Annotated in this window: 23 protein-coding genes and 1 tRNA gene; 12 read left to right on the top strand and 12 right to left on the bottom strand. The window is 72.6% G+C overall.

All coding sequences use genetic code 11. From position 1 onward, the window contains the following. Positions 1-427 precede the first annotated feature (427 nt). From ACFYVL_RS35490 to ACFYVL_RS35475, 4 genes are all read left to right on the top strand, one after another. Positions 428-1,066 (top strand): hypothetical protein, encoded by a 639-nt coding sequence (locus ACFYVL_RS35490; protein WP_389252397.1) that lies wholly within the window; start codon positions 428-430, stop codon positions 1,064-1,066. Then, positions 1,059-1,688 (top strand): hypothetical protein, encoded by a 630-nt coding sequence (locus tag ACFYVL_RS35485; RefSeq protein WP_389252395.1) that lies wholly within the window; start codon positions 1,059-1,061, stop codon positions 1,686-1,688. The genes ACFYVL_RS35490 and ACFYVL_RS35485 overlap by 8 nt, the downstream gene beginning before the upstream one ends. A 237-nt stretch (positions 1,689-1,925) precedes the next feature. After that, positions 1,926-2,798: a DUF2797 domain-containing protein gene (locus tag ACFYVL_RS35480; RefSeq protein WP_389252393.1), complete on the top strand. Its 873-nt coding sequence runs from the start codon at positions 1,926-1,928 to the stop codon at positions 2,796-2,798. Between the two features lie 41 nt (positions 2,799-2,839). After that, positions 2,840-3,808, top strand: a complete 969-nt coding sequence (locus ACFYVL_RS35475; protein WP_389252391.1) for an amidohydrolase family protein — start codon at positions 2,840-2,842, stop codon at positions 3,806-3,808. A 105-nt stretch (positions 3,809-3,913) separates the two neighbouring features. Here the strand turns inward: ACFYVL_RS35475 and ACFYVL_RS35470 are convergent, their stop codons facing one another. Then, complete coding sequence (locus ACFYVL_RS35470; RefSeq protein WP_389252389.1) at positions 3,914-4,822, bottom strand: LLM class F420-dependent oxidoreductase; 909 nt, start codon at positions 4,820-4,822, stop codon at positions 3,914-3,916. A gap of 133 nt (positions 4,823-4,955) precedes the next feature. On the opposite strand from ACFYVL_RS35470, the gene ACFYVL_RS35465 reads away from it, so the two are divergent. From ACFYVL_RS35465 to ACFYVL_RS35440, 6 genes are all read left to right on the top strand, one after another. Next, positions 4,956-5,756 carry a response regulator transcription factor gene (locus ACFYVL_RS35465; RefSeq protein ID WP_389252387.1) on the top strand — a complete coding sequence of 267 codons (801 nt, stop codon included), beginning with the start codon at positions 4,956-4,958 and terminating at the stop codon, positions 5,754-5,756. A gap of 31 nt (positions 5,757-5,787) precedes the next feature. Continuing rightward, on the top strand, positions 5,788-7,575 hold the full coding sequence (locus ACFYVL_RS35460) for a sensor histidine kinase (protein ID WP_389252384.1): 1,788 nt from the start codon (positions 5,788-5,790) through the stop codon (positions 7,573-7,575). A gap of 207 nt (positions 7,576-7,782) precedes the next feature. Next, complete coding sequence (locus ACFYVL_RS35455; protein WP_389252382.1) at positions 7,783-9,234, top strand: glycosyltransferase; 1,452 nt, start codon at positions 7,783-7,785, stop codon at positions 9,232-9,234. Then, entirely contained in the window at positions 9,156-11,465 is a 2,310-nt protein-coding gene (locus ACFYVL_RS35450) for an ArnT family glycosyltransferase (protein WP_389252380.1), read from the top strand. The genes ACFYVL_RS35455 and ACFYVL_RS35450 overlap by 79 nt, the downstream gene beginning before the upstream one ends. Before the next feature lie 73 nt (positions 11,466-11,538). Then, the gene (locus ACFYVL_RS35445; RefSeq protein WP_389252378.1) at positions 11,539-13,095 is read left to right on the top strand and encodes an MFS transporter; all 1,557 of its coding nucleotides are present in this window, start codon (positions 11,539-11,541) and stop codon (positions 13,093-13,095) included. Positions 13,096-13,186: 91 nt separating this feature from the next. Beyond that, positions 13,187-13,999, top strand: a complete 813-nt coding sequence (locus tag ACFYVL_RS35440) for a TetR/AcrR family transcriptional regulator (protein WP_389252376.1) — start codon at positions 13,187-13,189, stop codon at positions 13,997-13,999. A 137-nt stretch (positions 14,000-14,136) separates the two neighbouring features. Here the strand turns inward: ACFYVL_RS35440 and ACFYVL_RS35435 are convergent, their stop codons facing one another. Beyond that, entirely contained in the window at positions 14,137-14,553 is a 417-nt protein-coding gene (locus tag ACFYVL_RS35435) for an STAS domain-containing protein (protein WP_389252374.1), read from the bottom strand. 217 nt (positions 14,554-14,770) lie between these two features. Between ACFYVL_RS35435 and ACFYVL_RS35430 the strand changes: the two genes are divergently transcribed. Beyond that, entirely contained in the window at positions 14,771-15,562 is a 792-nt protein-coding gene (locus ACFYVL_RS35430) for a GAF and ANTAR domain-containing protein (RefSeq protein ID WP_389252372.1), read from the top strand. A gap of 21 nt (positions 15,563-15,583) precedes the next feature. Here ACFYVL_RS35430 and ACFYVL_RS35425 read toward each other — a convergent pair whose 3' ends face one another. The 3 genes from ACFYVL_RS35425 to ACFYVL_RS35415 all read right to left on the bottom strand — a co-directional run bounded on the left by ACFYVL_RS35425 (position 15,584) and on the right by ACFYVL_RS35415 (position 19,602). Then, on the bottom strand, positions 15,584-16,402 hold the full coding sequence (locus ACFYVL_RS35425; RefSeq protein ID WP_389252370.1) for a YceI family protein: 819 nt from the start codon (positions 16,400-16,402) through the stop codon (positions 15,584-15,586). Positions 16,403-16,572: 170 nt separating this feature from the next. Next, positions 16,573-19,047, bottom strand: coding sequence for an MFS transporter (locus ACFYVL_RS35420; RefSeq protein WP_389252368.1), 2,475 nt, complete (start codon positions 19,045-19,047; stop codon positions 16,573-16,575). 15 nt (positions 19,048-19,062) lie between these two features. After that, positions 19,063-19,602, bottom strand: a complete 540-nt coding sequence (locus tag ACFYVL_RS35415) for a MarR family winged helix-turn-helix transcriptional regulator (protein ID WP_389252366.1) — start codon at positions 19,600-19,602, stop codon at positions 19,063-19,065. Between the two features lie 222 nt (positions 19,603-19,824). On the opposite strand from ACFYVL_RS35415, the gene ACFYVL_RS35410 reads away from it, so the two are divergent. Beyond that, positions 19,825-20,046: a hypothetical protein gene (locus ACFYVL_RS35410; protein ID WP_389252364.1), complete on the top strand. Its 222-nt coding sequence runs from the start codon at positions 19,825-19,827 to the stop codon at positions 20,044-20,046. A 99-nt stretch (positions 20,047-20,145) separates the two neighbouring features. Here ACFYVL_RS35410 and ACFYVL_RS35405 read toward each other — a convergent pair whose 3' ends face one another. From ACFYVL_RS35405 to tadA, 7 genes are all read right to left on the bottom strand, one after another. Then, positions 20,146-20,982 (bottom strand): hypothetical protein, encoded by an 837-nt coding sequence (locus ACFYVL_RS35405; protein WP_389252362.1) that lies wholly within the window; start codon positions 20,980-20,982, stop codon positions 20,146-20,148. An 83-nt stretch (positions 20,983-21,065) separates the two neighbouring features. Next, positions 21,066-21,974: an RNA polymerase sigma factor SigF gene (locus ACFYVL_RS35400; RefSeq protein WP_389252360.1), complete on the bottom strand. Its 909-nt coding sequence runs from the start codon at positions 21,972-21,974 to the stop codon at positions 21,066-21,068. Positions 21,975-22,187: 213 nt separating this feature from the next. Next, complete coding sequence (locus tag ACFYVL_RS35395; protein WP_389252358.1) at positions 22,188-23,090, bottom strand: RNA polymerase sigma factor SigF; 903 nt, start codon at positions 23,088-23,090, stop codon at positions 22,188-22,190. Positions 23,091-23,311: 221 nt separating this feature from the next. Next, positions 23,312-23,605, bottom strand: coding sequence for a Dabb family protein (locus ACFYVL_RS35390; protein ID WP_389252356.1), 294 nt, complete (start codon positions 23,603-23,605; stop codon positions 23,312-23,314). A gap of 62 nt (positions 23,606-23,667) precedes the next feature. Next, positions 23,668-23,829: a hypothetical protein gene (locus tag ACFYVL_RS35385; protein ID WP_389252354.1), complete on the bottom strand. Its 162-nt coding sequence runs from the start codon at positions 23,827-23,829 to the stop codon at positions 23,668-23,670. 513 nt (positions 23,830-24,342) lie between these two features. Then, a tRNA-Ser gene (locus ACFYVL_RS35380) sits at positions 24,343-24,432 on the bottom strand. Positions 24,433-24,500: 68 nt separating this feature from the next. Next, on the bottom strand, positions 24,501-24,929 hold the full coding sequence (gene tadA, locus ACFYVL_RS35375; protein WP_389252494.1) for a tRNA adenosine(34) deaminase TadA: 429 nt from the start codon (positions 24,927-24,929) through the stop codon (positions 24,501-24,503). Positions 24,930-25,000: the final 71 nt, after the last annotated feature.

Genomic DNA, 25,000 nt, shown 5'->3' with positions numbered 1-25,000 from the left:
GCTTCGGGGGCGGTCTTTGTGCCGATCGGCGGATGGTCCGGGGCGGGGCCGCGGGGCGAGGCTGGAGCCGTTCCGGAGAGGGACGAGTCAGGGACGAAGGCGCAGGTCGAAGGCTGTACGGCAAGGGCCGTGCGGTGGGCGCCGAGTACCCGCCACGGAAAGGGATTCCCGCATGCGCGCTCTTGTTCTCAGCACCGTCGGAACGGTGGGTGCCGTCGCCGCGGCGCTGTCCGTGACCCTGGTCGCTACTACGCCGGCCTCCACGGCCGCGGCACCCGTGAAGGCTCCCGCGACGGCCACCGCGCCCGCCGCCGGGGCCGCCGTGCCCGCCGGGTCTGCCAGGCCTTCCGGGTCCGCTGGGCCTTCCGGGTCCGCCGCGCAGTCAGGGGCGGAGCGGGCGGGGCACGGGATGCCCGGGGTGGCGAGTGTGAGTGGGGCGGGGAAGCTCTGGTACGTCGAGTCCGCCGACCACGACATCCGGTTCGGCGTCAACGCGGTGGGCGTGCCGTTCAGCAGGCCGGTACCGGGGATTCCGGCCGGGATGGCGACCGATGCGCGGGGCACGGTGCGGTTCAGCCACCTGGTGCCGGGCGCGAAGAAGCCCATGCGGGCGGTCGCGGATGTGGACTGCCTGGTGACCAGCGGGAGGACCGCCACGCTGACGGCGATCATCCGCAGTTCCGACGCCCACGAGAAGGGCACGCGGATCGGCATCAGCGTGCAGCAGGGCGAGCACGGGGCGCCGGACCGGCTCGGGTTCTCGTGGGGGCAGGCCAACCTCGACACCGAGGCACGGGACGCGGAGGGCAACGTCATGCTCTCCGAGGTGGGGACGTGCATGGCGCCCGCGCCGTTCACGAAGGTGGTCGAGGGCGGCTTCCGGGTGGTGCACGCCGATGTGCTGAAGAACCCGGGCAGCCCGGCGAAGGGCGCGCGCGGGTCCGCCGGGCAGGGCGCGACCGGGGACGCCGGGCGGAGTGGCGGGCAGGGCATCGCGAAGGGTGCCGAAAAGGGCCTCGGCAAGGGTGGCGTTGAGGGCGTTGAGGGGGCGGGACGCCGTGGCTGAGGTGCTGCGTTGGCCGTGGTCGCCGCAGGAGACGCGGGAGCGCGGCACGGAGGTTCGCAGGACGACGGCACCGGTTCCGCGCGAGCGGACTCCGGGGGCGGGCGCCGAGCACGGCCCGCAGGTGTCGCGGGGCATCCGGTGGGCCGCGCACGCGGCGGCGTTCACGGCCGTACCGACCGGGGTCTGGCGGATCGCCATCGCGCTGGGGTGGGACTCGGGTTTCCGCGACGACTTCCTGGGGCCGGGCGGCTTCCCCGGATCCGGCTCGTTCTATCTGGTCGGGCTGAGCCTGGTGGCCGAGCTGGTGGCCCTGTTGACGCTGGGGCTCGTGCGGCGGTGGGGGGAGGTGTTGCCCCGGTGGGTGCCGTGGCTGGGCGGGCGGACCATTCCGACGGCGGCGGCGATGGTTCCGGCGCTGGCGGGGGCCCTGGTCGTCACCCTGGTGACGGTGCTGGGCGCGCTGGAGTGGAACGCGGTGGACAACATGGGGGCGCCGGAGGCACCGGAAGGCTTCAAGTACGGGTTGATGACCGCCGCCTACGTGCCGCTGCTGGCCTGGGGACCGCTCCTGTTCGTGGTGGCGGTGGCCTACGGACGGAGGCGGCGTCGCACCGGGCGGTGAGGTGCCGTCGTGGGACGCGGGGCGCGCACCGGGGCATGCGGCACTCCCCGGAGCGTGCCCCGCCTCCGCGATCCCTGGCGGCGTGCTCCTGGCGGCGTGCCCCGCCTCCGCGCCCCTGCCGGCGTGCCCCGCCTCCGCGCCCCTCCCGGCGTGCCCCGCCTCCGCCTCGCCGCAAGCGTGCCCCCGACTCCCAGGAGCGGCCCCCGTACCCGTCGTCGAAGAGGAAGACTGGGCTCCATGGAATGGCGCAGTGCGGGGTTGAGCTGGACGGGCGGGGCGCCGGGGCTTCGGTGGGCCGGGGGGCGGACCAGTCCGCTGGTGTACGGGCAGCCGGTCGCGTTCCGGGCCGTGGGGCTGCGGCGGTGCGTGGGCGCGCGGGAGCATCCGTGCCCGTACGGGGCCGTGGTGCCGGGGCACACCTCGCGGGCGCGCTGCGGGGAGTGCGCGCGGCTGGACCGGGTGGGGTCGGTGGCGGCGGACGGGGTGCCCGACGATCCGCGCACCTACCGGGTGTACCTGGCGTGGTTCGGGACCGGGCTGGTCAAGGTCGGGATCACGGCCGAGGAGCGGGGCGGCGCGCGGCTGTTGGAGCAGGGGGCGGTCGCGTACGCCTGGCTGGGGCGGGGGCCGCTGATGGCGGCCCGGCGCACGGAGGAGGTGCTGCGGGCGGCGCTCGGGGTGCCGGACCGGATTCCGTACGGGAAGAAGCGGGCGGCGCGCGGGGCGCTGCCGGGAAGGCCGGAACGGGCCGCCGAGGTCGAGTCGGCGTGGCGGGCGGCGGCCGGGCTCGCGGGGTGGCCGGAGACCCTGGAGCGGGTGGGGTTCCAGGTGGTCGACCATGCGGAGGCGTTCGGGCTGCGGGCCCTCGACGGGGACCGGGCGGTGCACGACGTCGTCGAACTGGTGCCGGACGGCGTGGTCGCGGGGGAGCTGGTGGCGGCTGCCGGGCCCGATCTGTACCTGGCGGCGGCGGACGGCGGGCTGCTCGTGGTGGACACGAGGCTGTTGGTGGGGTGGCAGCTGGTGGGGGCGGACGCGGCGGGGCCGGTGAGCGTGCCGGTACGGGTGGTGGGGCCGGGGCGGGCGGGAGAGCAGGAAGGACTGTTCTGAGGGGGATTCCGATGCGTGGCAGATGCACGTAGCGTGCGCGCATGGACTTCGGTGCGGACGTCGGTACGGACATCGGTGACTTCGGTACGGACGGGGGCACCGGCAGCGGCCCCGACCCCGCCGGCACCGCCGCGGGCCCGGAGGAGGCCGCCGCCGTGCGCGCCTGGTGGCAGCGGCTCGGGCTGCCCGGACTGGTGGATGTGCACACGCACTTCATGCCGGACCGGGTGCTCCGCAAGGTGTGGGCGTACTTCGACGGCGTGGGGCCCCTGACCGGGGTCGAGTGGCCGATCACGTACCGCTTCGAGGAGGACCGGCGGATCGCGCTGCTGCGGGAGTTCGGGGTGGTGGGGTTCACCTCGATGATCTACCCGCACAAGGCGGGCATGGCCGAGTGGCTGAACGGCTGGGGGCAGGAGTTCGCCCGCCGCGCGGAGGGCTGTCTGCGGACGGCGACCTTCTATCCGGAGCCCGGCGTGGCCGCGTACGTGCGGGCGGCCGTCGAGGGCGGCGCGCGGGTCTTCAAGGCGCACTTGCAGGTCGGGGCGTACGACCCGGGCGCGAGCGAGCTGGACGCGGTGTGGGGCCTGCTCGCGGAGGCCGGGATTCCGGTGGTGACGCACTGCGGGTCGGGGCCGATGCCGGGGAAGTTCACCGGACCGGGGCCGATGGGGGCGGTGCTGGCCCGGCACCCTGGGCTGCGGCTGGTGGTGGCGCACATGGGGATGCCGGAGTACGCCGACTTCCTGGACCTGGCGGAGCGCTACCCGGAGGTCCGGCTCGACACCACGATGGCCTTCACCGACTTCAGCGAGGCGATGGCGCCCTTCCCGGTGCGGGAGCTGGGGCGGCTGGGGGACCTGGGGGAGCGGGTGCTGCTGGGCAGCGACTTCCCCAACATCCCGTACGGCTATCTGCACCAGCTGGAGTCGCTGGAGCGGCTCGGGCTGGGCGAGGAGTGGCTGCGGGCGGTCTGCCACGGAAACGGGGCCCGGCTCTTCGGACTCTGAGGCCGTGAAGCCGTGAGGCGCTGAGGCCGTGAAGCTGTGAGGCCGTACGGGGAGGGGAGTGGCGGTCCGCGCCGCGAGCCGCCGCTCCCCCGGCCGCCCCTCACCTCACAGCAGCGTCTTCGCCAGCTCCCGCCAGTCCTCCCTCGGCAGCGACGTGGAGCGGTCGGCCGAGGTCAGGGCCTGGAGCGCGAGGTGGTCGGCGCCCGCCGCGTAGAACTCCTGTGCCTTCGCCGCCACCCGGTCCGCGTCGCCGAGCGCGAACAGCGCGTCGAGGAGGCGGTCGCTGCCGCCGCCCGTGAAGTCGGCTTCGGCGAAGCCCAGGCGCAGCAGGTTGTTGGTGTAGTTGGGCAGCTGGAGGTACATGCCCAGCATGCCGCGGGCGGTGGTGCGCGCCTGCTCCAGGTCCCGGTCCAGTACGACGGTGAGTTCGGGGGCCAGGAACGCGTCCGGGCCGAGCGCCTCCCGCGCCTGGGCGGTGTGCTCGGGGGTCACCAGGTACGGGTGCGCGCCCGCCGCCCGGTTCGCGGCCAGCTCCAGCATCTTCGGGCCGAGGGCCGCCAGCACCCGGCGGCCGGCCGGGAGCGGCACCGGCGCCGCGTCGAGCGCGTCCAGGTAGCCGACCATCGCCGAGTACGGCTTGGCGTACTGCGGGGCGAGCGCGCCGTGGCTCACTCCCAGGCCGAGCACGAAACGGCCCGGGTACTGCTCCTCGAAGCGGGCCGCCTGCGCGGCGACCTCCTCCGCCGTGTGCTGCCACAGCGAGAGGATGCCGGTCGCGACCTTGATGCGGCTCGTCGCCTGGAGGAGCGGAGCGACGTCGTCCAGCGAAGGACTGCCGCCGGACCACACCGTTCCGTATCCCAGGTCCTCCAACTCGGTCACCGCGTCGGTGAGTTCGAGGAGCTGCTCGGGAGTGCCTGCGCGGAAGGCGCTGCTCCAGACGCCGAGACGGCCGTACGTGACGGATGGGGCGGAGGGGGAGGCTGCGGAGGCCGGAGTGGCGTCGGAGGTCATGTGGGGGGCAACGGGCGGGTGGCTGCGGCTATTCCGGCCGCTCCGTTCCGGCCAGGACTTTCCCCGGACTCTTCTCAGCTGATTCACAGGAACGGCCAAGGGTGCTCTCACCGGCCCCCGACAGGCTGACCGCATGCGGACGACAGAGACGGTGCGGACGGCGGACGGCGCACTCCGGGCGGGCGGTGGCACGGGCGTGGGCGCGGGCGCGGCGGGCGACGGCGGGGCCGTGCGCGTGCTGGTGGTGGACGACGAGGCTCCGCTCGCCGAGCTGCTGTGCATGGCGCTGCGGTACGAGGGCTGGCAGACGCGCAGCGCGGGCGACGGGGCGGCGGCGCTGCGCGCGGCACGTGAGTTCCGCCCCGACGCGGTCGTACTGGACGTGATGCTTCCGGACATGGACGGGCTGTCGGTGCTGAGGCGGGTGCGCGAGGACCTGCCCGAGGTGCCGGTGCTGTTCCTGACGGCGAAGGACGCGGTGGAGGACCGGATCGCCGGGCTGACGGCGGGCGGCGACGACTACGTGACCAAGCCGTTCAGCCTGGAGGAGGTCGTGGCGCGGCTGCGGGGGCTGATCCGGCGCAGCGGTGGCGGCGGCGCGGGCGGTGGTGCGGGAGTGATCGCCCGGTCCGCGTCGGAGCTGGTCGTGGGGGACCTGCGGCTCGACGAGGACAGCCACGAGGTGTGGCGGGACGGGAGCGAGGTGCGGCTGACGGCGACCGAGTTCGAACTGCTGCGGTTCCTGATGCGCAACCCGAAGCGGGTGCTCAGCAAGGCGCAGATCCTCGACCGGGTGTGGAACTACGACTTCGGGGGCCAGGCCAACGTCGTCGAGCTGTACATCTCGTACCTGCGCAAGAAGATCGACGCGGGACGCACCCCGATGATCCACACGCGGCGCGGGGCCGGGTATCTGATCAAGCCGGGTGGATGAGGTGCGGAGGAGGCCGTCGCGGCGGTTCCCGGTGCGCGGTCTGACGGCGCGCGGTCTGTCGTTGCGGGCGCGGCTGGTGGTGTGCTGCGTGGCGCTCGTCGCGGTGGTGGCGGTGGTGGTGGGGGCGGTGACCTCCGTCGCCCTCCAGTCGTACCTGGAACGCCAGGTGGACGCGCGGCTGAGCGAGGCGGTGGCGCGCGACCGGGGGTGGGGGCTGGACTTCGTGGCGGCCCCGGGCACCCCGCTCGGGGCCGTGGGGCTGCGCGGCGGTGCCGGTGCGACCAGCGTGGACGTGAAGGACGACTCCGGCACCTCGGGCGCGCGGATCAGGGCCCATCTGGAAGGGCTGAACGCGGCCCAGGTGAAGGCGCTGGACGCGGTGCCCAGGGACGGCGAGCCGCACACGGTGACGGTGCCGGGGCTCGGGGACTACCGGGTGCTCGCCGGGAGCGGGAAGGACTGGCCGGGGAAGACACCGCCGGAGGGCTTCCCGGGCCCGCTGCCGGGCGAGGTGACGGGAACCGGGACGGGGACGGGTACGGGAACGGGAACGGGGTCAGGCAACGGCACCGGATCTTCCGCCTCCGCCGAGCGGTCCGTCGTGCTCGGCTTCCCGCTCAAGGACGTCCAGGAGACCGTCCACACCCTCGTCGTGGTCGTGGTCTGTGTGACGCTGGCCGCGCTGGTGGCCGCCGGGCTCGCCGGGAACGCCCTGGTGGGGGCGGCGCTGCGGCCGTTGCGGCGGATCGCGGCGACCGCGACGCGGGTGTCCGAACTGCCGCTGGACCGGGGCGAGGTGGCGCTCCACGAGCGCGTACCGCAGGCGCAGGCCGACTCGCGCACCGAGGTGGGACAGGTGGGCGCGGCGCTCAACCGGATGCTCGGGCACGTGGGCTCCGCGCTGGCCGCCCGGCAGGAGAGCGAGATGCGGGTACGGCGCTTCGTCGCGGACGCGAGCCACGAGCTGCGGACGCCGCTCGCCTCGATACGCGGGTACGCCGAACTCACCCGGCGGAGTGAGGAGGCGGCGGCCACCGGGCCCGACACCCGGCACGCGCTGGGGCGGATCGAGTCCGAGGCGACGCGGATGACCGGGCTGGTGGAGGACCTGTTGCTGCTGGCCAGGCTGGACGCGGGGGCGGAGGGTGGCACGGCCGGGTCCGCCGGAGCGCCGCTCTCGTGGGAGAGCACCGATCTGCTGCCGCTGGTGGTGGACGCGGTGAGCGACGCGAGGGCGGCCGGACAGGACCACGTCTGGCGGCTGGAACTGCCCGACGAACCGGTCCTCGTACGCGGCGACCCGGCACGCCTACAGCAGGTCCTGGTCAACCTGCTGGGCAACGCCCGTACGCACACGCCACCCGGTACACGGGTCACGGCGAGCGTGCGAACCGGGACCGGAGCCGGAGCCGGAGCTGCGGCCGGAGCGGACCGGGAAGTGGTCGTCGAGGTCCGCGACGACGGCCCCGGCATCGCGCCCGAGCTGGTGGACCGGGTCTTCGAACGGTTCGCGCGCGGAGACGCGTCCCGGACGCGGGCGGGTGCGGCGGGCTCGGCAGGTACGGCGGACAGCACCGGGACCCCTCCCGGCGGCTCCGCGACGACGACCCTGGTCGGCAGAGGGGTCACCACGTCCGTCGCCCCGAGGTCCGTTGTCCCGGCTTCCGCCGCCCCGACGTCCGTCGCCTCGACCGGCCTCGGCCTGGCCATCGTGCGGGCCGTGGTCGTGGCGCACGGCGGGAGCGTCGCGGTGACGAGCGAGCCGGGGTGCACGGTGTTCACAGTGCGGCTGCCCGCCGGCGGCGACCCGCGCGGGTAGGACGGCTCACGGGCAGCGACCCGCGCGGGTAGAACGCCCCCCAGACGGACGGTCCGCGCAGTCGGTCCACCCCCCCCGCCGCAGCCGCCGCATCGCGCGGACACAGCGCCCGCCCAAGGCGCGGAGAAACCGCCCCGGCCCCACCTCACAGCTCACCCACAGCCTCACCACACCCCCTCAACAGCTGCCTCGGACAACGTCGTTCCCATGAGGCCAACCTTCGAAAGTTCCCTCCGGGAGCCGGGCGGAGAACCCGGGAGCGACCTTCGGCACGAGACCGGAAGCGAGCCGGGGAGCGCCCCCGGGAGCCGCCCCTCCGACGCTCCCCTCCCCGCCACCCTCCCCTCCCGTCACGCCACCCCCGTCGGCCCCCACCCCACCCCGCTCCTCGACCTCGTCATCCCCGTGTTCAACGAGGAGGACGACCTCGAACCGTGCGTGCGGCGGGTGCACGAGCACCTGGTGCGGAACTTCCCCTACCCCTTCCGGCTCACCGTGGCCGACAACGCCAGTACCGACCGCACTCCCGAGGTGGCCGCCGCGCTCGCCGCCGAGCTGCCCGCCGTACGGTCGGTGCGGCTCGGGCAGAAGGGGCGCGGCCGGGCGCTGCGCACCGTCTGGGAGGCCTCGGACTCACCCGTACTCGCGTACATGGACGTGGACCTGTCCACGGACCTGAACGCGCTGCTCCCGCTCGTCGCCCCGCTCATCTCCGGCCACTCCGACCTCGCGATCGGCACCCGGCTGGCGGGCGGGTCGCGGGTGGTGCGCGGGCCGCGCCGGGAGTTCGTGTCGCGGACGTACAACCTCATCCTGCGCTCCTCCCTGGCCGCCCGCTTCAGCGACGCCCAGTGCGGGTTCAAGGCGATCCGGGGAGACGTGGCACGGCGGCTGCTGCCGATGGTCGAGGACACCGGGTGGTTCTTCGACACCGAGATGCTGGTGCTCGCCGAACGTGCCGGGCTGCGCATCCACGAGGTTCCGGTCGACTGGGTCGACGACCCCCACTCCAGCGTGCGGATCTTCCGTACCGCCGTCGAGGACCTGAAGGGGGTGTGGCGGGTGGGGCGGGCGCTCGCGGTGGGCGCGCTGCCGCTGGACCGGCTCGCCCGGCCCTTCGGCGACGACCCCAGGGACCGCGAACTCGACGCCGTACCGCGCGGACTGGTCCGCCAGCTGATCGGATTCTGCTGCGTGGGCGTGCTCAGCACGCTGCTCTACCTGGCCCTCTACTCCCTCGCGCGGACCTTCGCCGGGCCGCAGGCGGCCAACGCGGCGGCCCTGCTGCTGTCCGCCGTCGCCAACACGGCCGCCAACCGCCGCTTCACCTTCCGGGTGCGCGGCCGGCGCCGGGCCGTCCGCCAGCAGGCGCAGGGGCTCGTCGTCTTCGGCATCGGGCTCGCCCTGACCAGCGGTTCGCTCGCCGCACTCGGCACCGTCGGCGGCCCCGTCTCGCACCACAGCGAACTGGCCGTGCTGGTGGTCGCCAACCTCGCCGCCACCGTCCTGCGCTTCCTGCTGCTGCGCGCCTGGGTCTTCCAGGAAAGGCCGCAACCGTCCGGACCGACAGCCCACCAGCCATGCCAGCCCCAACAAACCCAACAAACCCAGCAACCCCACCAGAACCCCCGGGCCCGAGAGGAACTGAAGTCCCCGTGAGTACCGACGCACCGACCCGGACCCACCACCTCGGCGCCAGGCTCCCCCGCGTGCTCTCCGCGCTCCCCAAGCCCCGCCCCGGCCTCATCCTGCTGCTCCTGGCCACCGCCGCCCTCTACCTCTGGAACCTCTCCTCCTCCGGCTACGCCAACTCCTTCTACTCGGCGGCCGTCCAGGCAGGCAGCGAGAGCTGGAAGGCCTTCTTCTTCGGCTCCTCCGACGCCGCGAACTCCATCACCGTCGACAAGCCCCCGGCCGCCCTGTGGCCGATGGCGCTCTCCGTACGGCTCTTCGGCCTCGGCTCCTGGCAGATCCTCGTCCCCGAGGTGCTGATGGGCGTCGGTACGGTCGCCGTCCTGTACGCGGCCGTCCGCCGCCGCTTCTCGTACGCGGCCGGAATCGTCGCCGGTGCGGTGCTGGCGCTCACGCCCGTCGCCGCGCTGATGTTCCGCTTCAACAACCCGGACGCGCTGCTCGCCCTCCTGATGACCGTCACCGTCTACCTCGTGCTGCGCGCGCTGGAGGACGGGCGGACGAAGTGGCTGGTGTGGGCGGGGGTCGCGGTCGGGTTCGCGTTCCTGACCAAGACGCTCCAGGCGTTCCTGATCCTGCCGCCGCTGGCCGTGCTGTACGCGGTCTGCGCGCCGACCGGTGTCGCCCGGCGGTTCGGCCAGCTCGCCCTGTCGGGGCTGGCGGTCGTCGTGTCGGCCGGCTGGTGGGTCGCCCTGGTCGAACTGTGGCCGGCCGCCTCGCGCCCGTACATCGGAGGCTCCCAGACCAACTCCTTCCTGGAGCTGACCTTCGGCTACAACGGCCTGGGCCGCATCAACGGCAACGAGGCGGGGAGCGTCGGCGGCGGTGGCCCCGGCGGTCCCGGCGGCGGTGGCGGCGGTGGCATGTGGGGCGAGTCCGGACTGCTGCGGATGTTCGGCACGAGCGTCGGCGGCCAGATCTCCTGGCTGCTTCCCGCCGCGCTGATCCTGCTGGTCGCGGGGCTCGTGATCACCTGGCGGGCGCCCCGCACCGACACCGCGCGGGCCGCGTTCCTCGCCTGGGGCGGGGCGCTGCTGGCGACCGCCGCCGTCTTCAGCTTCATGGCGGGCATCTTCCACGAGTACTACACGGTGGCCCTCGCCCCGTACGTCGCCGCCCTGATCGGCATGGGCACCGCCGTCCTGTGGGAGGAGCGCCGCCACCCGGCCGCCGCCCTCACCCTCGCGGGCACCGTGGGCGTCACCGCGTACTGGGCGTTCGTCCTGCTCGGCCGGACCCCCGACCACCTGCCGTGGCTGCGCTGGGCGGTGCTGGTGACCGGCGGGCTCGCCGCCCTCGGGCTGCTCGCGACCGGTCTGCTGCCCGGCCGGCTCACCGAGGGACGGCTCGTCCGGTACGTGGCCGTGGGCGCGGCCGGACTCGGCCTGGCCACCGGTCTCGCGGGCCCGGCGGCGTACGCGGCCCAGACCGTCGGCACCGGCCACACCGGCTCGATCGTGACGGCGGGCCCCTCGGCCATGGGCGGCCGTTTCGGCGGCCCCGGCATGCGCATGGAACGCGGCCCCGGCCCCGGCCTCTGGATCGCGGGACCGGGCAACGGCAACGGCAACGGACAGGCCGCCCAGCCCTGGGGCGGCCAGGGCGGCACCCCGCCCGGCGGAGCACAGGGCAGCAACCAGCCCGGCGGCAACCAGCCCGGCGGCACCCCGCCCGGCGGCGCCCAGCCCCCGAACGGCGGCGGCCAAGGGGCCACCCCCGGCAGTTCCACCCCCGGCGCCTCCACCTCAGGCGGCGGCACCAACCGGGCCCCGATGAACGGCCTCCTCGACGGCCAGCGGGTCGACGCCACTGCCAAGGCCCGTATCGAGGCCGACGCCGACGACTACACCTGGGCCGCTGCCGCCGTCGGCTCCCAGAACGCCGCCAGCTACCAACTCGCCACCCGCAAGCCGGTGATGGCCATCGGCGGCTTCAACGGCAGCGACCCGTCCCCGACCCTGGCCGCGTTCCAGGCCCACGTACGCGAAGGGAAGATCCACTACTTCATCGACGACGGCGAGCGGTCCGGCGGGCCCGGTGGGGGTGCCCGGGGCGAGGGCGGCGAGCGGGTCCGGATGGGAGGCGGCCCGCAGGGCGGTACCAGCAGCTCCATCAGTACCTGGGTGAAGGCCAACTTCACCAAGGTCTCCGCGGGTGGGACCACGCTCTACGACCTGACGAAGCCGCTCTCCCGATAACCGACTTTACGGCGTACAAGAAACTCCTCTACGGTGTACAAGAAATCGCTGTACACCGTAGAGGAGATTCGGCATGACAGCGCCGGCCACCGGTCACACCCCGCCCGCGACCCCGTCCCGGGGGCACCCCCAGCGCTGGCTGATCCTCGGGGTCATCTGCCTCGCCCAGCTCACGGTGCTGCTCGACAACACCGTCCTGAACGTCGCCATCCCCTCCCTGACCACCGAACTGCACGCCTCCAGCGCGGACATCCAGTGGATGATCAACGCGTACTCGCTCGTGCAGTCCGGGCTGCTGCTCACCGCGGGCAGCGCCGCCGACCGCTACGGGCGCAAGAAGATGCTGGCCGCCGGGCTCGTGCTGTTCGGCGTCGGCTCGCTGGTCGCCGGACTCGCGCAGTCCTCCGCACAGCTCATCGCCGCCCGCGCCGGGATGGGCGTCGGCGGGGCGCTGCTGATGACGACCACGCTGGCCGTGATCATGCAGATCTTCGACGACAGCGAGCGGGTCAGGGCCATCGCCCTGTGGTCGACGGTCAGTTCGCTCGGCTTCGCCACCGGGCCGCTGCTCGGCGGCTTCATGCTCGACCACTTCTGGTGGGGCGCGATCTTCCTGATCAACATCCCGGTGGCGGTGCTCGCCCTGGTCGCGGTCCTCACCCTGGTGCCGGAGTCCAGGAACCCGGCGGGCGACCGGCCCGACCTGCCCGGCGCGGTGCTCTCCACGATCGGCATGGCCGCGGTGGTGTACGCGATCATCTCCGGCCCCGAGCACGGCTGGACCTCCGGACAGGTGCTGCTCGCCGCCGGGACCGGGGTCGCGGTGCTGGCCGCGTTCGCCTGGTGGGAGCTGCGTGCCCCGTACCCGATGCTCGACATGCACTTCTTCCGCGACCAGCGCTTCATCGGCGCCGTCGCGGGCTCGATCCTGGTCGCCTTCGGCATGGGCGGCTCGCTCTACCTGCTCACCCAGCACCTCCAGTTCGTGCTCGGGTACGACCCGCTGGACGCGGGTCTGCGGACCGCTCCGCTCGCCGTGACCGTCGTCGTGCTCAACCTGGCGGGCGTCGGCGCGCGGCTGCTGATGAAGCTGGGCACGCCCCGGACGATCGCGCTGGGCATGACGCTGGTCGCCGCCGGGCTCGCGGGCATCGCGACCCTCGGCGGCCACAGTTACGGCGGAATGCTGCTGGGGCTCGTGGTGATGGGCGCGGGCATCGCGCTCTCCGGACCCGCCATGGCCAACGCGATCATGAGCGCCATCCCGCCGGAGAAGGCCGGGGTCGGTGCCGGGGTCAACGGCACCATGGCGGAGTTCGGCAACGGGCTCGGTGTCGCCGTGCTCGGCGCGGTCCTCAACTCCCGCTTCGCGGCGCTCTTCCCGGCCGCCGTCGGCGCGGTGTCGCTGCCCGCGGCGATGGCGTCGGCGGGCAGCGAGGGCGAACGGGACGCGATCCGGGACGCGTTCGCCTCCGGGCTGGCCACCAGTCAGCTCGTCGGGGCGGTCGCGGTGCTGGTCGGCGGGCTCCTCGCGGCGCTGCTGCTGTGGCGTGCGGAGCGCACCGACGCCCGCGCGGCAGAGCTGCGGAAGGAGCAGGCCGGGCCCTCCGTACCCGTACCGCCGGAGTAGTCCGCGGCATACCATCGACGGGACGAACCGGAACAACACGGTCCGTCCCGCTCGACGGAGCTGGACCGAGCAGAACCGAGGAGAGTGCCCCATGGTGCCGGCGGCCGACCGCGTCAAGAAGCCCGGACAGAGCAGCGTATGGATGGACGCGAAGAAGTCGCCGGGCGGGGGCGCCGGCGGGCGCGGGGGCAGCGGCGGCGGTCGCAGGTCCGACCCCGCCGCCGCGCATCTCGACCGCGACCGGATCACCGCCGTCACCGTCGCACTGCTCGACGCGGACGGCCTCGACAAGTTCTCCATGCGCCGGCTGGCCGCCGAGCTGAAGGTCACCGCGATGTCGGTCTACTGGTACGTCGCCACCAAGGACGACCTCCTCGAACTCGCCCTGGACCACGTGGCGGGCGAGATCGTCCTGCCGGACCCCGACGACGACACCGACTGGCGCATCCAGCTGCGGCAACTCGCCCAGAGCTACCGCGAGTTGCTGGTGGGGCACCCGTGGGCGACCTTGCTGGTCGGGCGCTTCCTCAACATCGGGCCGCACTTCATGGCCTTCTCCGGCGCCACGCTCGCGGTGATGCGCAGGACGGGCGCGCCCCTGGAGCGGCACGGCGGCATGATTGCCGCCGTCTTCCAGTTCGTGTTCGGATTCGCCACCAGCGAGGCCCAGTTCAACCGGCTCGCGGCGGAGGCGGAGCTGACCACGGACGAGTTCTTCCAGCGGTCGATGGGACTGATCGCCGGAGAGATCGAGGAGTCCCCGCTGTTCCGCGAATCGACGGAGCTGATGGCGGCACGCGGCGGCGACACGGTCGCCGAGATGTACGACCGCGACTTCGAGAACGCGCTGGACGTCCTGATCGCGGGCATCGAGACCAGCGGCGCGACGAAACGCCCCGAGTAGCGGCCCCGCCCGGAACACCGGCGCCCCGCACGCCCCGGCCCCCGCTGCCGCCCACCGGCTCCGGCAGCCCGGACTGTCCACCGGCCCCGGCAGCCCGGACCGTCCCGGGCCCCCGTCAGCCGGGAGCGACCGCCCCGTCAGCCGGCGTCCCCCGGCCGCCCGAGCCACTGGGCCAGCTCGTCGACCCCCGTGACCGCCTCCTCGACCGTCCGGTACACCGGCACGTCCCGCCGTATCCCCGTCAGCGACAGCACTCGCCGCACCAGCCCGCCGTCGTGCCTGCCCTCACCCGCGGCGAGCCGCACCGCGACGCCCGACCGCCCCGCGTACTCCCGCGTCGCGGAGACGAGCCGGGCACCGCGGCTGTCCGTGAAGACGGTCCCGGTGAAGTCCAGCACCAGTACGTCGATCCGGCCCTGCCGCCGGTCCAGCGCGGCGCGCACCGCCCCGTACGCCGCCTCGCAGTTCGCTATGTCGATCTCGTACGGCATGAGCAGCACCACGCAGCGGTACGGGGCGTGGGGGAGGTCCCTGAGGGTCAGACGGAAGGGCACAGCGCTCACCTGTCCGATGCCGACGGCCATGGGCGCACGTCGTGGTCGGTGGGGCCGCTTCCTGACCAGGGCTTCCATTGGAGCACGTCACCGGGCGGCGGTCGAGGGAGTGAACCGTAACCGTGTGCGCCCGAGCGCACGCACCCGCGCGCACCGAAGCCGCCCGGCGCGGAGCACGCCCGGCGTTTCCGGCCGGATCGGGGGCAGCAGCAGAAGTATGACCGAGACGACAGACACCGGAGCCGGTCGGGAGCGCATCGGATTCGACCTCGGCTCCGTCTACGACGCACTGACCGACTGGCGGGGGCTGGACTCGTTCCTCCAGGACCTGACCACACACGCGGTGTCCGTGGTGGAGAGCGCGGACTCGTGCAGCGTCACCATGCGCCGCAACGGCCGCCTCGTCACGACCGCGAGCAGCGACAGCGAGGCACTGCTGCTCGACGCGATGCAGTACGAGGTCGAGGCCGGACCGTGCGTCTGCAGCCTGGAGAACGGGGTCGAGGAGTACGTCGCCGACACCATCGGCGAGGAGCGCTGGGGCCCCTACCCCGGGCTCGCCGCCGCCCAGGGCATCCGCTCGGTCCTCGCGGCCCCGCTGTCGGTCCCGGCCCGGACGCCCGCCCCCACCCACACCGGGCGGACCGGCCCGAACACGGTCGGCGCGCTCAACCTCTACTCCCAGAAGCCGAGGGCGTTCCAGGGGGAGCGGGAGCTGGCCCGCCGCCTCTCCGAACAGGCGGCGGGCGCGGTGGCGGTCGCCGAGCGCATCGAGCGGGAGTCGGCGGCGGTCCGGGACCTGCGGGCGGCGATGGAGAACCGCTACGTCATCGACCAGGCGATCGGCATAGTGATGTCCCGCCGCAGGTGCCCGGCGGACCAGGCCCTGAACCTGCTGCGCCGGGCCTCGCAGGGCCGGAACGTCAAACTCCGCGAGGTCTGCCACGAGTTGGTCCTGCGGACCGGCGGCGTCCCCCCGGAACCGGGCAGCTTCGACCACCGCAACTGAGCCGCCCGGCAGCGGGCTCGGCTAGCCCTGCGGCAGCACGTCCCCCTGCACCGCCTGCACGTCCAGCTCCACCCGGAGGGTCGCGCCGATCGCCGAGATACCGGCCTGCACCACCTGGTTGTAGTTCATCGCGAAGTCGTCGCGCCGCAGGTCGGCCGTGGCGTGGAAGGCCGCCCGCACCCCGCCCCACGGGTCGGGACCGGTGCCGAGGTAGCCGAGGTCGAGGTCCACCTCGCGCACCACCCCGTGCAGCGCAAGCTCGCCCTTGACCGTCCACCGGTCGGGCCCGGCGGGCACCAGGCCCGTGCTGCGGTAGACGATCTCCGGGTAGGTCTCCACGTCCAGGAAGTCCGGCGACTTCAGGTGCCCGTCGCGCATCGCGTTGCCGGTGTCGATGGTCGCGGACGAGATGACCGCCTCCACCCGGGACTTCGCGACGTCCTCGGCGATCTCGATCCGCCCGGAGAACCCGGTGAACCGCCCGCGTACGCTGGAGATCCCCAGGTGCTGCGCCACCGCGCCGACCGACGAGTGCACCGGGTCGATGGTCCACGTCCCCGGCGGCGGCAGCTCCACCCCGCCCTGCCGCAGCAGCGTCACGTTGCCCGCCTCGATCCGGCCCGCGGCCGTGACCAGCGCGGTCGACGCGACGGGCGCGTAACCCACCGCGGTCACGATGACCGTGTACGGGCCGGCCGCCAGCGCGGTCGGGTCGTTGACCACCCCTTCGCCGTCCGCCGCCGCCCGCAATACCTGCGTGCCCGTCATGTCGGTGACGGTCACCACGGCGTGCTGCACGGCCCAGCCGTCCCGGGTCCGTACCTGTGCGCGAAGTCCCATACCGCTACCTGCCTGCATCTCTCGTACGTACTCAAAAGAAAAGAAGGGGGGCGGCAGGCCGTCCCCTGCCTGCCGCCCCCTGGAAGTCCGGTCCCTGGGGACCGGGCCCCGCTCCCCGGCACCGAGGCGCGCCTCCGCTCGGAACGCGCCCCGTGCCGGAGCCCTATTCGCTACTCGCCCGGGTGGGCGAGCTCGATGTCGTGCGCGTCCACACCGCGTCCGGCCACCGTCAGGTTGCCGGCCACCGGCGGGTAGCCGGTCGCGACGACGGTGTACTCGCCCGCGTCCAGGTCGGTGAAGGCGTACGCGCCGTCCTCACCGGTGGTGGCGGTGGCGACCACGTTGCCCGCCGCGTCCATGAGCGTGACGCGGGCGTCCGGCAGCGGCCGGCGGGCGGCACCCGCCCGGACGGTGCCCTGGACCAGCGCACCCGCCGCGAGGACGGCCTCGATACGGGTGACACCCGTGCCGCCGATCTCCACCGGAAGGGCCATCGGCCTGAACCCGGCCGCGTTGACCGCGACGGTCACCTGGCCCGGGACCAGCTCGCCGAACACGAACTCGCCGTTGTCACCGGACTTGCCGGTGGCGAGCACGTCGCCGCGCACGTCGGTCACGATGACCATCGCGTCCACGACGCCCGACCCGTCGGCCGCGCTGCGCACCGCACCGCTGAGACCGCTGGTGCCGGAGAGCAGGATGTCGTACGCCAGCGGCTCGTCGGCGACGGTCACCGTGGAGGCCTGCGGCTGGAAGCCGTCGGCCGAGGCGATCAGGACGTAACTGCCCGCGGACGGGGCGTCCACCTGGTAGCGCCCGTCGGGCTGGGCCACCGAGCGCCCCAGCTGACGGCCGGCCAGCGAGATCAGCGTGACCGCCGCTCCCCGGACCGAAACGCCCTCCGCGGTGCGGACGGTGCCGTGCAGGGTCCGTCCGGTGGGCGGTCCGGCGGGCAGCGGCTGCGTCACGGGCGCCTCCTCGGCGATGCCGACGGTGACTCCGGCGAGGCCCTCGGCCGCGCTCTCCACGGGCGTCTCGGCCTGCGCGGAGGTGGGGGTCTCGGCGTCGTTGGAGGTCTTCAGTGCGACCTCCTTGACGAACAGGACCATGATCAGGCCGACCAGGGCGATCGGGGCGGCGTAGAGGAACAGGTCCGCGATGCCGTCGCCGTACGCGCTCTCCATGATGGTGCGGATCGGCGCCGGGAGCTTGTCCATGTCGGGGATGCTGCCGCCGGAGGCCGCGCCGCCGGGCGGGAGCTGGATGTGCGCCTTCTCCAGGCCCTCTTCCACGTAGTGCGTGATGCGGGTGGCGAGCACCGCGCCGAGCGCCGAGACGCCGAGCGTGCCGCCGAGGGTACGGGTGAAGGTGATCAGCGAGCTGGCCGCGCCGAGGTCCTGCGGCTTGACCTGGTTCTGCGAGGCGAGCACCAGGTTCTGCATCATCATGCCGAGACCGAGGCCGAGCACCGCCATGTAGATGGCGACCTGCCAGTAGTCGGTGTCGTACGCGATGGAGGAGAGCAGGCCCAGGCCCGCGACCAGGCCGACGCCGCCGCCGACCAGGAAGCCCTTCCAGCGGCCGGTCTTGGTGATGACGGCGCCGGAGATCGTGGACGAGAGGAACAGGCCCGCGATCATCGGGATGGTCATGACGCCGGACATCGTCGGCGACTTGTCCCGGGCGAGCTGGAAGTACTGGCTCAGGAAGACGGTCGAGCCGAACATCGCGACACCGACGAACAGGCTCGCCGCGGCGGTCAGCGCGATGGTGCGGTTGCGGAAGAAGCGCAGCGGGATCAGCGGCTCCGCGGCCTTGGTCTCGACGACGATGAAGATCGCGCCGAGCACGATCGCGCCGCCGACCATGGCGTAGGTCTGCCAGGAGATCCAGTCGTAGTTGTCGCCCGCGAGGGTCACCCAGATCATCAGCAGCGAGGCCGAAGCGGCCAGGAAGAACGCGCCGAACCAGTCGATCTTGACCTTGCGCTTCATCACCGGCAGGTGCAGCGTCTTCTGCAGGATGACCAGGGCGATGGCCGCGAACGGCACGCCCACGTAGAAGCACCAGCGCCAGCCGAGCCACGAGGTGTCGGTGATGACGCCGCCGAGCAGCGGGCCGCCGACGGTGGCCACCGCGAAGGTGGCGCCGATGTAGCCGGAGTACCGGCCGCGCTCGCGCGGCGGGATCATCGCGGCGATCACGATCTGGGAGAGCGCCACCAGGCCGCCGGTGCCGACGCCCTGGAGGACGCGGAAGCCGATCAGCATGCCGGTGTTCTGCGAGAGTCCGGCCAGTGCCGAACCGATCACGAAGATGACCAGGGATATCTGGACCAGCAGCTTCTTGCTGAAGAGGTCGGCCAGCTTGCCCCAGATCGGGGTGGTGACGGCCATCGACAGCATGGCCGCGGTGACGACCCAGGTGTACGCGCTCTGGGTGCCTTCGAGGTCGCGGATGATCTCGGGAAGGGCGTTCGACACGATGGTCGACGACAGCATCGCGACGAACATGCCGAGCAGGAGGCCCGCGAGGGCTTCCATGATCTGCCGGTGCGTCATGGGAGCGGCGCTGTCGGAAGCAGGGGCTGGTGCCCCGTGCTTGGCGTGGCCGCCCCGCACACCGGCCGGTGTGGTCGTAGCCAATTGAATCCTTGTCCTTTACGCAGGTGTTGCGGGTATCGCGGAAGTCGTGGGTGCGGCGTCCGGAGTGCCGGACGTGCCGCCCGAAGCGGTGTGCGCGGTGCAGTCGAGCGGCACGGGCGTCCAGGAACGGCAGTCGCCGAAGCTGTCGCGCAGGCGGGCGAGCATCGCGTTGAGCTGTCCGACCTCGTCGTCGGACCAGTCGCCGAGGGTGTCGGCGAGGAATTCCGTGCTGTGCCGGGAGAGCTCGTCCAGGACGGCCTTGCCGTCCGGGGTGAGGCGGAGGATCCGGGACCGCTTGTCGCCCGGGTCGGGCGAGCGGTCGATCCAGCCGCGTTCGGCGACATGGGTCACGTGCCTGCTGGTCACCGACATGTCGATGGCCATGAGCTCGGCGAGCCGGCTGAGCCGCATCTCGCCGTTGCGGTCGAGCAGGGTGAGGACGGCGGCGGAAGCGGGCGGGCACTCCAGGGGCAGGATGCGGGCCAGCCCTCGCTTCACCGCTCCGAAGGCGCTGAGCTGGCGGGCCAGTTCCTCGTACTGGCTCTGTGCGGCCACGGCACCTCCTTGAGCCTTCATACGCATCTTGTTGCTTAGGGCAACCATATGAGTAGATGGTTGCTTCAGACAAATTAATTTCGGGCCTCTGGGGCAAAGGAATCCAAAAGGCTCCGTGTGCGACCGGTCAAGGGCTCGGGTACCGCCGGTAAAGCCGCAGATCAGAGGCGAGAAGGGCCCTGGGGTGTCGCTCGGGGGGTCACCTTCGCTAGGGTCTCGCGCATGGCACACAACCCCCACGCCCCCCAGGGCCAAGGTCCCGAGGGCAACTACGACCCGGCGGGCAGCACCCAGATGTTCCGCGCGTTCGTGGACGAGGAGCCTGCTCAGCAGCGCCGCTCGCAGCCCGCCGCGCAGTCGTCGGGCCCGAAGACCGGACTGATCATCGGCATCGTCGCCGTCGTGGTCGTGCTGGCCGCGGTGGCCTGGCTCGCCCTCGGCTAGTACGTCCCCTGCGGATCCCGTGCGTCCGTACGGATCCCGTACCTCCCGTACGGATACGGGCCCGGCTCGCGAGGGCCGGCCCGGATCCGGGGCGGACCCCTACTTCCAGGCGGCGGTGACCTTCCGGGTCTCCACGTGCATCCCCAGCGGCACCCGCCACGCGTCCACGCAGACCGTGTACGTCGCGTTCCTGGCCTCTCCCGGGCCGATCGGTCCGGGCAGCGGCTGGGAGGACGTGCGCGTCCCCCAGTCGACGCCCAGCGCGCCGATGATGTGCGTCGCGAACGTCACGGTGCCCGAGCGCACCGCCGTCCCGCCCGAGTTGCGCAGTGCCACGGTGACCTTCTCGCACCACCGCCGGTCCGCCTGGGCGCGTACCGGCGAGCCCACGGAGAGCTTGGCCGGGCCCGGCTTCGGGGCGGGCTTCGAGGGGGGCGGGGGCGGTGTGGTCCGGCCGGGGGCGGGTGTACCGCCACTGCCGCCGGAGGAAGTGCTTCCGGTGCCACCGCCGCTTCCGGTGCCACCGCCGCTGCCGGGGGTGCTTCCGGTGCCGGAGATGCTGTCAGGGGCGCCACCGGGGGCGCCGCCGGAACCTCCGCTGTCCGTGCCGCCCCGCGGGGCGTCGTCCGCCGGCGTACGGGCGGACCGGCCGTCGGCCCCGGGCGTCGAACCGGGGCGCGGGCCTGCTGCGGGCGAACCCGGCTTGTCCGTCGCGGAGTTGGACGGGTCCGCGGCACGTCCGGACGAGTCGAGCGGTACGTACTGGATGCCGCCCTCGGGCGGTACGGCCCTCGTCGGAGCCCCCTCGGGGCCCGCTCCGGCCGCACCCACCGCGACAAATCCGTCCTCGCCGTCGCTGTCACCCAGGGCGGCCAGCAGACCGCCCAGGCACAGCACGACCGCACCGGCACCCACCGCCACTCGCTGACGTCGCATCGCGCCAGTCTTGCTGACGCCTCGTCAAATGACCAGTGGGTAGCAGTACTTGGCGGCCCTGGGGGCCGCCGGGGCGGATCGGCTCAGTCGGCGATGAGCCCTTCCCTGAGCTGGGACAGGGTGCGGGTCAGCAGCCGGGAGACGTGCATCTGGGAGATGCCGACCTCCTCGCCGATCTGCGACTGCGTCATGTTCGCGAAGAAGCGCAGCATGATGATCTGGCGCTCGCGCGGCGGCAGTTTGGCCAGCAGCGGCTTCAGCGACTCGCGGTACTCGACGCCTTCCAGCGCCGTGTCCTCGTAGCCCAGCCGGTCGGCGAGCGAACCCTCGCCGCCGTCGTCCTCCGGGGAGGGCGAGTCCAGCGAGGAGGCGGTGTACGCGTTCCCCACGGCCAGGCCGTCGACCACGTCGTCCTCGGAAACCCCGAGCACGGCGGCCAGTTCGGGCACGGTGGGCGAGCGGTCCAGCTTCTGGGCGAGCTCGTCACTGGCCTTGGTGAGGGCCAGCCGCAGCTCCTGGAGCCGCCGGGGCACCCGTACCGACCAGCTGGTGTCGCGGAAGAAGCGCTTGATCTCCCCGACCACCGTCGGCATCGCGAAGGTGGGGAACTCCACCCCGCGCTGGCAGTCGAAGCGGTCGATCGCCTTGATCAGGCCGATGGTGCCGACCTGGACGATGTCCTCCATCGGCTCGTTGCGCGACCGGAAGCGCGCGGCCGCGTAGCGCACCAGCGGCAGGTTGAGCTCGATGAGGGTGTCGCGGACGTACGTGCGCTCCGGGCTGTCCTTGTCGAGGACGGCGAGCCGCAGGAACAGGGAGCGGGACAGCGTGCGGGTGTCGAGTGCTTCCGGCTGGGAAACGATCGGCGGCGCCTGCACGGGCGCCACCTGCTCGGGCACCGGCTGCACCGGGATCTGGATCGCCGGAGCACGGTCGAGCATGTCGGGCGCATCCTTGATGAGCACCTTCGAACTGCCCTGTTCTACGGACATGCCACCCCCTCTTAGGGTCGCGGACGGTAGCGGCGGACGCTTCCCGTCGGAGGAAGCAGCCTCCACCTGAATACCGGAGGCGGAGCTGCGGCAAACGCGGTTCCAGCAGAATGTCACATGTCGGCAACACGCTGTAGCGCCAAGTCGACAAATACATGCAGGAAAGAGGGGGTGTGCGGCTTTTCTGCCCCCCGCAGGTTCCACCCGCGAGGGTTACGCCTCGATTCGATTTGCGGACCGCAGCCGCGCGAAGCTCCTGGCAAGGAGCCGTGACACATGCATCTGGGAAACTCCCAGCTCCGCACTGATCTGGGACTGCGTCAGGTTGCTGTAGTAACGCAGCATCAGAATCCGCTGCTCACGCTCCGGAAGCTGGACGAGAAGGTGGCGGACCAGGTCCCGGTGCTCGACTCCGGCCAGCGCCGGGTCCTCGTAGCCGAGGCGGTCGAGCAGGCCCGGCAGCCCGTCGCCCTCCTGGGCCGCTTCGAGCGAGGTCGCGTGGTAGGAGCGGCCCGCCTCGATGCAGGCGAGCACCTCGTCCTCGGTGATCCGCAGCCGCTCGGCGATCTCCACGGTGGTGGGGGAGCGGCCGTGCGCGGTGGTGAGGTCCTCGGTCGCCCCGTTGACCTGCACCCACAGCTCGTGGAGGCGGCGCGGGACGTGCACGGTGCGCACGTTGTCGCGGAAGTACCGCTTGATCTCGCCCACCACGGTCGGCATCGCGAAGGTGGGGAACTGGACGCCGCGGTCCGGGTCGAACCGGTCGATCGCGTTGATCAGCCCGATCGTGCCGACCTGGACGACGTCCTCCATCGGCTCGTTGCGCGAGCGGAACCGGGCTGCGGCGTACCGCACCAGCGGCAGGTTGGCCTCGATGAGGGCGGCCCGCACCCGGGAGTGCTCCCGGCAGCCGGGCGTGAGGTGCTTCAGCTCGCCGAAGAGCACCTGGGTGAGGGCCCGGGTGTCCGCGCCGCGGGTGCGGGCGGCCGGGGCGCCGGGGATGCGCTCGGGGGTCTCGGTGAGCGGGGCCTCGGTGGTCGGGGAGGGCCCGGTGGGCGAGACCTCCGGGGAGGTCGCCTGGGAGGGCGGCGCTTGTGGAGCAGTACTGGCCGGCACGGTCACGCCACCCCTTTTTCGGTCGCTACCTGAACACTTCGCTTCACTCATCCGTCAAAAGCGGTCATAGCATCACAAGACATGTGCACTGTGTGCAAGCACCGTATAACGCCGTGTTGAGGGCAAGTTGGGGCATAACAATGCAAAAACCCCGCATCCATGAGATGCGGGGCCGGGCGTTTCCTCCCCGAGGGGAGGGTGGTCCGGAAGGGGCGGCCGGACTAGAAGGGGTAGTCGGCGATGACCCAGGTGGCGAACTCGCGCCACTGTCCGGCGGCCGCCTGGTGCGCCGGGTGCTCGATGTACCGCTTCAGCGCATCGGCGTCGGACACGGCGGAGTTGATGGCGAAGTCGTACGCGATGGGGCGGTCCGTGATGTTCCAGGCGCACTCCCAGAACTCCAGCTCGGGAACGAGGTCCCCGAGCTCGAAGAAGGCCTGCGCTGCGGCCTGCACGCGGGGCTCGTCGCGGTCGACGCCGTCGTTGAGCTTGAAGAGGACCAGATGGCGGATCACGGACACTCCTTGGGGAAGGGGAGCGGCCCTGCCGCGGGCTCCGCGGGTCGCCTGCTGGCCGGCTACTTCACGAGATTGGTCATGAACGAACCGATGCCCCGGGCCGCGTCGGACAGGCCCTGGAAGCCTAGCCCGACCATGTTCGCCGCCTTGTCGGGGGAGGTGATGATCGTGTACAGCACGAAAACGACCAAGATGTACAGGATGGCCTTTTTGATGTCCACGCCCAGACCCTCCCCTGTGGTCCGCCAAGCAGTCGCGAGAGTCTAACCGTACGAGCGGACAACTCAAGTGGCCGTATGCGATCACTCAGCGAGTCCTTCCGGAGTCCTTCACTCCTCCTTTAAGGACCAAGGGCCCCGCCATGGAGGCCCTTTGGCGTCGTGCGGAGGCGCGCGGCAGGGGCAGGATTGTTCTTGAGCCCGAGGGGATCTGGCAGGAATCCACCGGGCGAGGAACGGGACCTCACTGCGGGGTCCGGGTCGCGCACCCCCCTGACTGCGGCTCGGACTTTGGGGTCCGTTCTCATCGGGGGGAGCGGCTTGTCCCCCCGATGCCGCTTCCCCCGTCCTCTTCGAAAGCCGGCAGTCACGGCCGCCCTCACGGCCGGCGCTGCCGGCTTTCGCCTTTTCCGCGGACCGTGCGGCCCGCACCCCTTCCCGTACGCGCGCGGCACACCGTCCGCCGTACGGGAATGAAGAAAGCCCCCGACCGGAATTCCGGCGGGGGCTTTCTGATGGCGGTAGCGGTGGGATTTGAACCCACGGATAGCTTGCACCATCACACGCTTTCGAGGCGTGCTCCTTAGGCCACTCGGACACGCTACCGAGACAGAGTCTAGCCCACGTGAGGCAGTGCTCCGAAACCGATAACCGCCGGTCCGGGCACGAGGGGCCTACCGGTCGCGGAAGAAGGCCGTCAGCTGCGCCGCACACTCCTCCTCACGTACTCCGGCGATCACCTCGGGCCGGTGATTGAGCCGCCGGTCCCGTACGAGGTCCCAGAGCGAGCCCGCCGCCCCGGCCTTCTCGTCGCGCGCGCCGTAGACGACCCGCTCGATCCGGGACTGGACGATCGCGCCCGCGCACATCACGCACGGCTCCAGGGTGACGACCAGCGTGCAGCCGGCCAGCCGCCACTGCCCCAGCTTCTCGGCGCCCCGCCGGATCGCCAGCACCTCGGCGTGCGCGGTCGGGTCGCCGTGCAGCTCCCGCTCGTTGTGGCCGAGGGCGAGCACCTCCCCGGCCGGGGACAGCAGAACGGCGCCGACCGGCACGTCACCGGCCGCCGCTGCCGCCGCCGCCTCGGCCAGGGCGAGGACCATGACCGGCTGCCACGGCTCCCGTACGAGGTCGTAGGTGTGCGCCGCCGGTTCCCGCGGGGCCTGCTCCCGCG

Source organism: Streptomyces sp. NPDC004111, assembly GCF_042874215.1.
GTDB lineage: Bacteria > Actinomycetota > Actinomycetes > Streptomycetales > Streptomycetaceae > Streptomyces.
The sequence above is the reverse complement of the archived record's forward strand: the minus strand, read 5'-3'. Positions and strand labels throughout refer to the sequence as shown.

Bases quoted from the DNA above. Each gene is read 5' to 3' on its own strand.
- ACFYVL_RS35480 (WP_389252393.1), top strand. From the start codon at position 1,926: ATGGAATGGCGCAGTGCGGGGTTGAGCTGGACGGGCGGGGCGCCGGGG.
- ACFYVL_RS35475 (WP_389252391.1), top strand. From the start codon at position 2,840: ATGGACTTCGGTGCGGACGTCGGTACGGACATCGGTGACTTCGGTACG.
- ACFYVL_RS35470 (WP_389252389.1), bottom strand. From the start codon at position 4,822: ATGACCTCCGACGCCACTCCGGCCTCCGCAGCCTCCCCCTCCGCCCCA.
- ACFYVL_RS35465 (WP_389252387.1), top strand. From the start codon at position 4,956: ATGCGGACGACAGAGACGGTGCGGACGGCGGACGGCGCACTCCGGGCG.
- ACFYVL_RS35455 (WP_389252382.1), top strand. From the start codon at position 7,783: ATGAGGCCAACCTTCGAAAGTTCCCTCCGGGAGCCGGGCGGAGAACCC.
- ACFYVL_RS35450 (WP_389252380.1), top strand. From the start codon at position 9,156: ATGCCAGCCCCAACAAACCCAACAAACCCAGCAACCCCACCAGAACCC.
- ACFYVL_RS35445 (WP_389252378.1), top strand. From the start codon at position 11,539: ATGACAGCGCCGGCCACCGGTCACACCCCGCCCGCGACCCCGTCCCGG.
- ACFYVL_RS35440 (WP_389252376.1), top strand. From the start codon at position 13,187: ATGGTGCCGGCGGCCGACCGCGTCAAGAAGCCCGGACAGAGCAGCGTA.
- ACFYVL_RS35430 (WP_389252372.1), top strand. From the start codon at position 14,771: ATGACCGAGACGACAGACACCGGAGCCGGTCGGGAGCGCATCGGATTC.
- ACFYVL_RS35425 (WP_389252370.1), bottom strand. From the start codon at position 16,402: ATGGGACTTCGCGCACAGGTACGGACCCGGGACGGCTGGGCCGTGCAG.
- ACFYVL_RS35410 (WP_389252364.1), top strand. From the start codon at position 19,825: ATGGCACACAACCCCCACGCCCCCCAGGGCCAAGGTCCCGAGGGCAAC.
- ACFYVL_RS35405 (WP_389252362.1), bottom strand. From the start codon at position 20,982: ATGCGACGTCAGCGAGTGGCGGTGGGTGCCGGTGCGGTCGTGCTGTGC.
- ACFYVL_RS35400 (WP_389252360.1), bottom strand. From the start codon at position 21,974: ATGTCCGTAGAACAGGGCAGTTCGAAGGTGCTCATCAAGGATGCGCCC.
- tadA (WP_389252494.1), bottom strand. From the start codon at position 24,929: ATGGTCCTCGCCCTGGCCGAGGCGGCGGCGGCAGCGGCGGCCGGTGAC.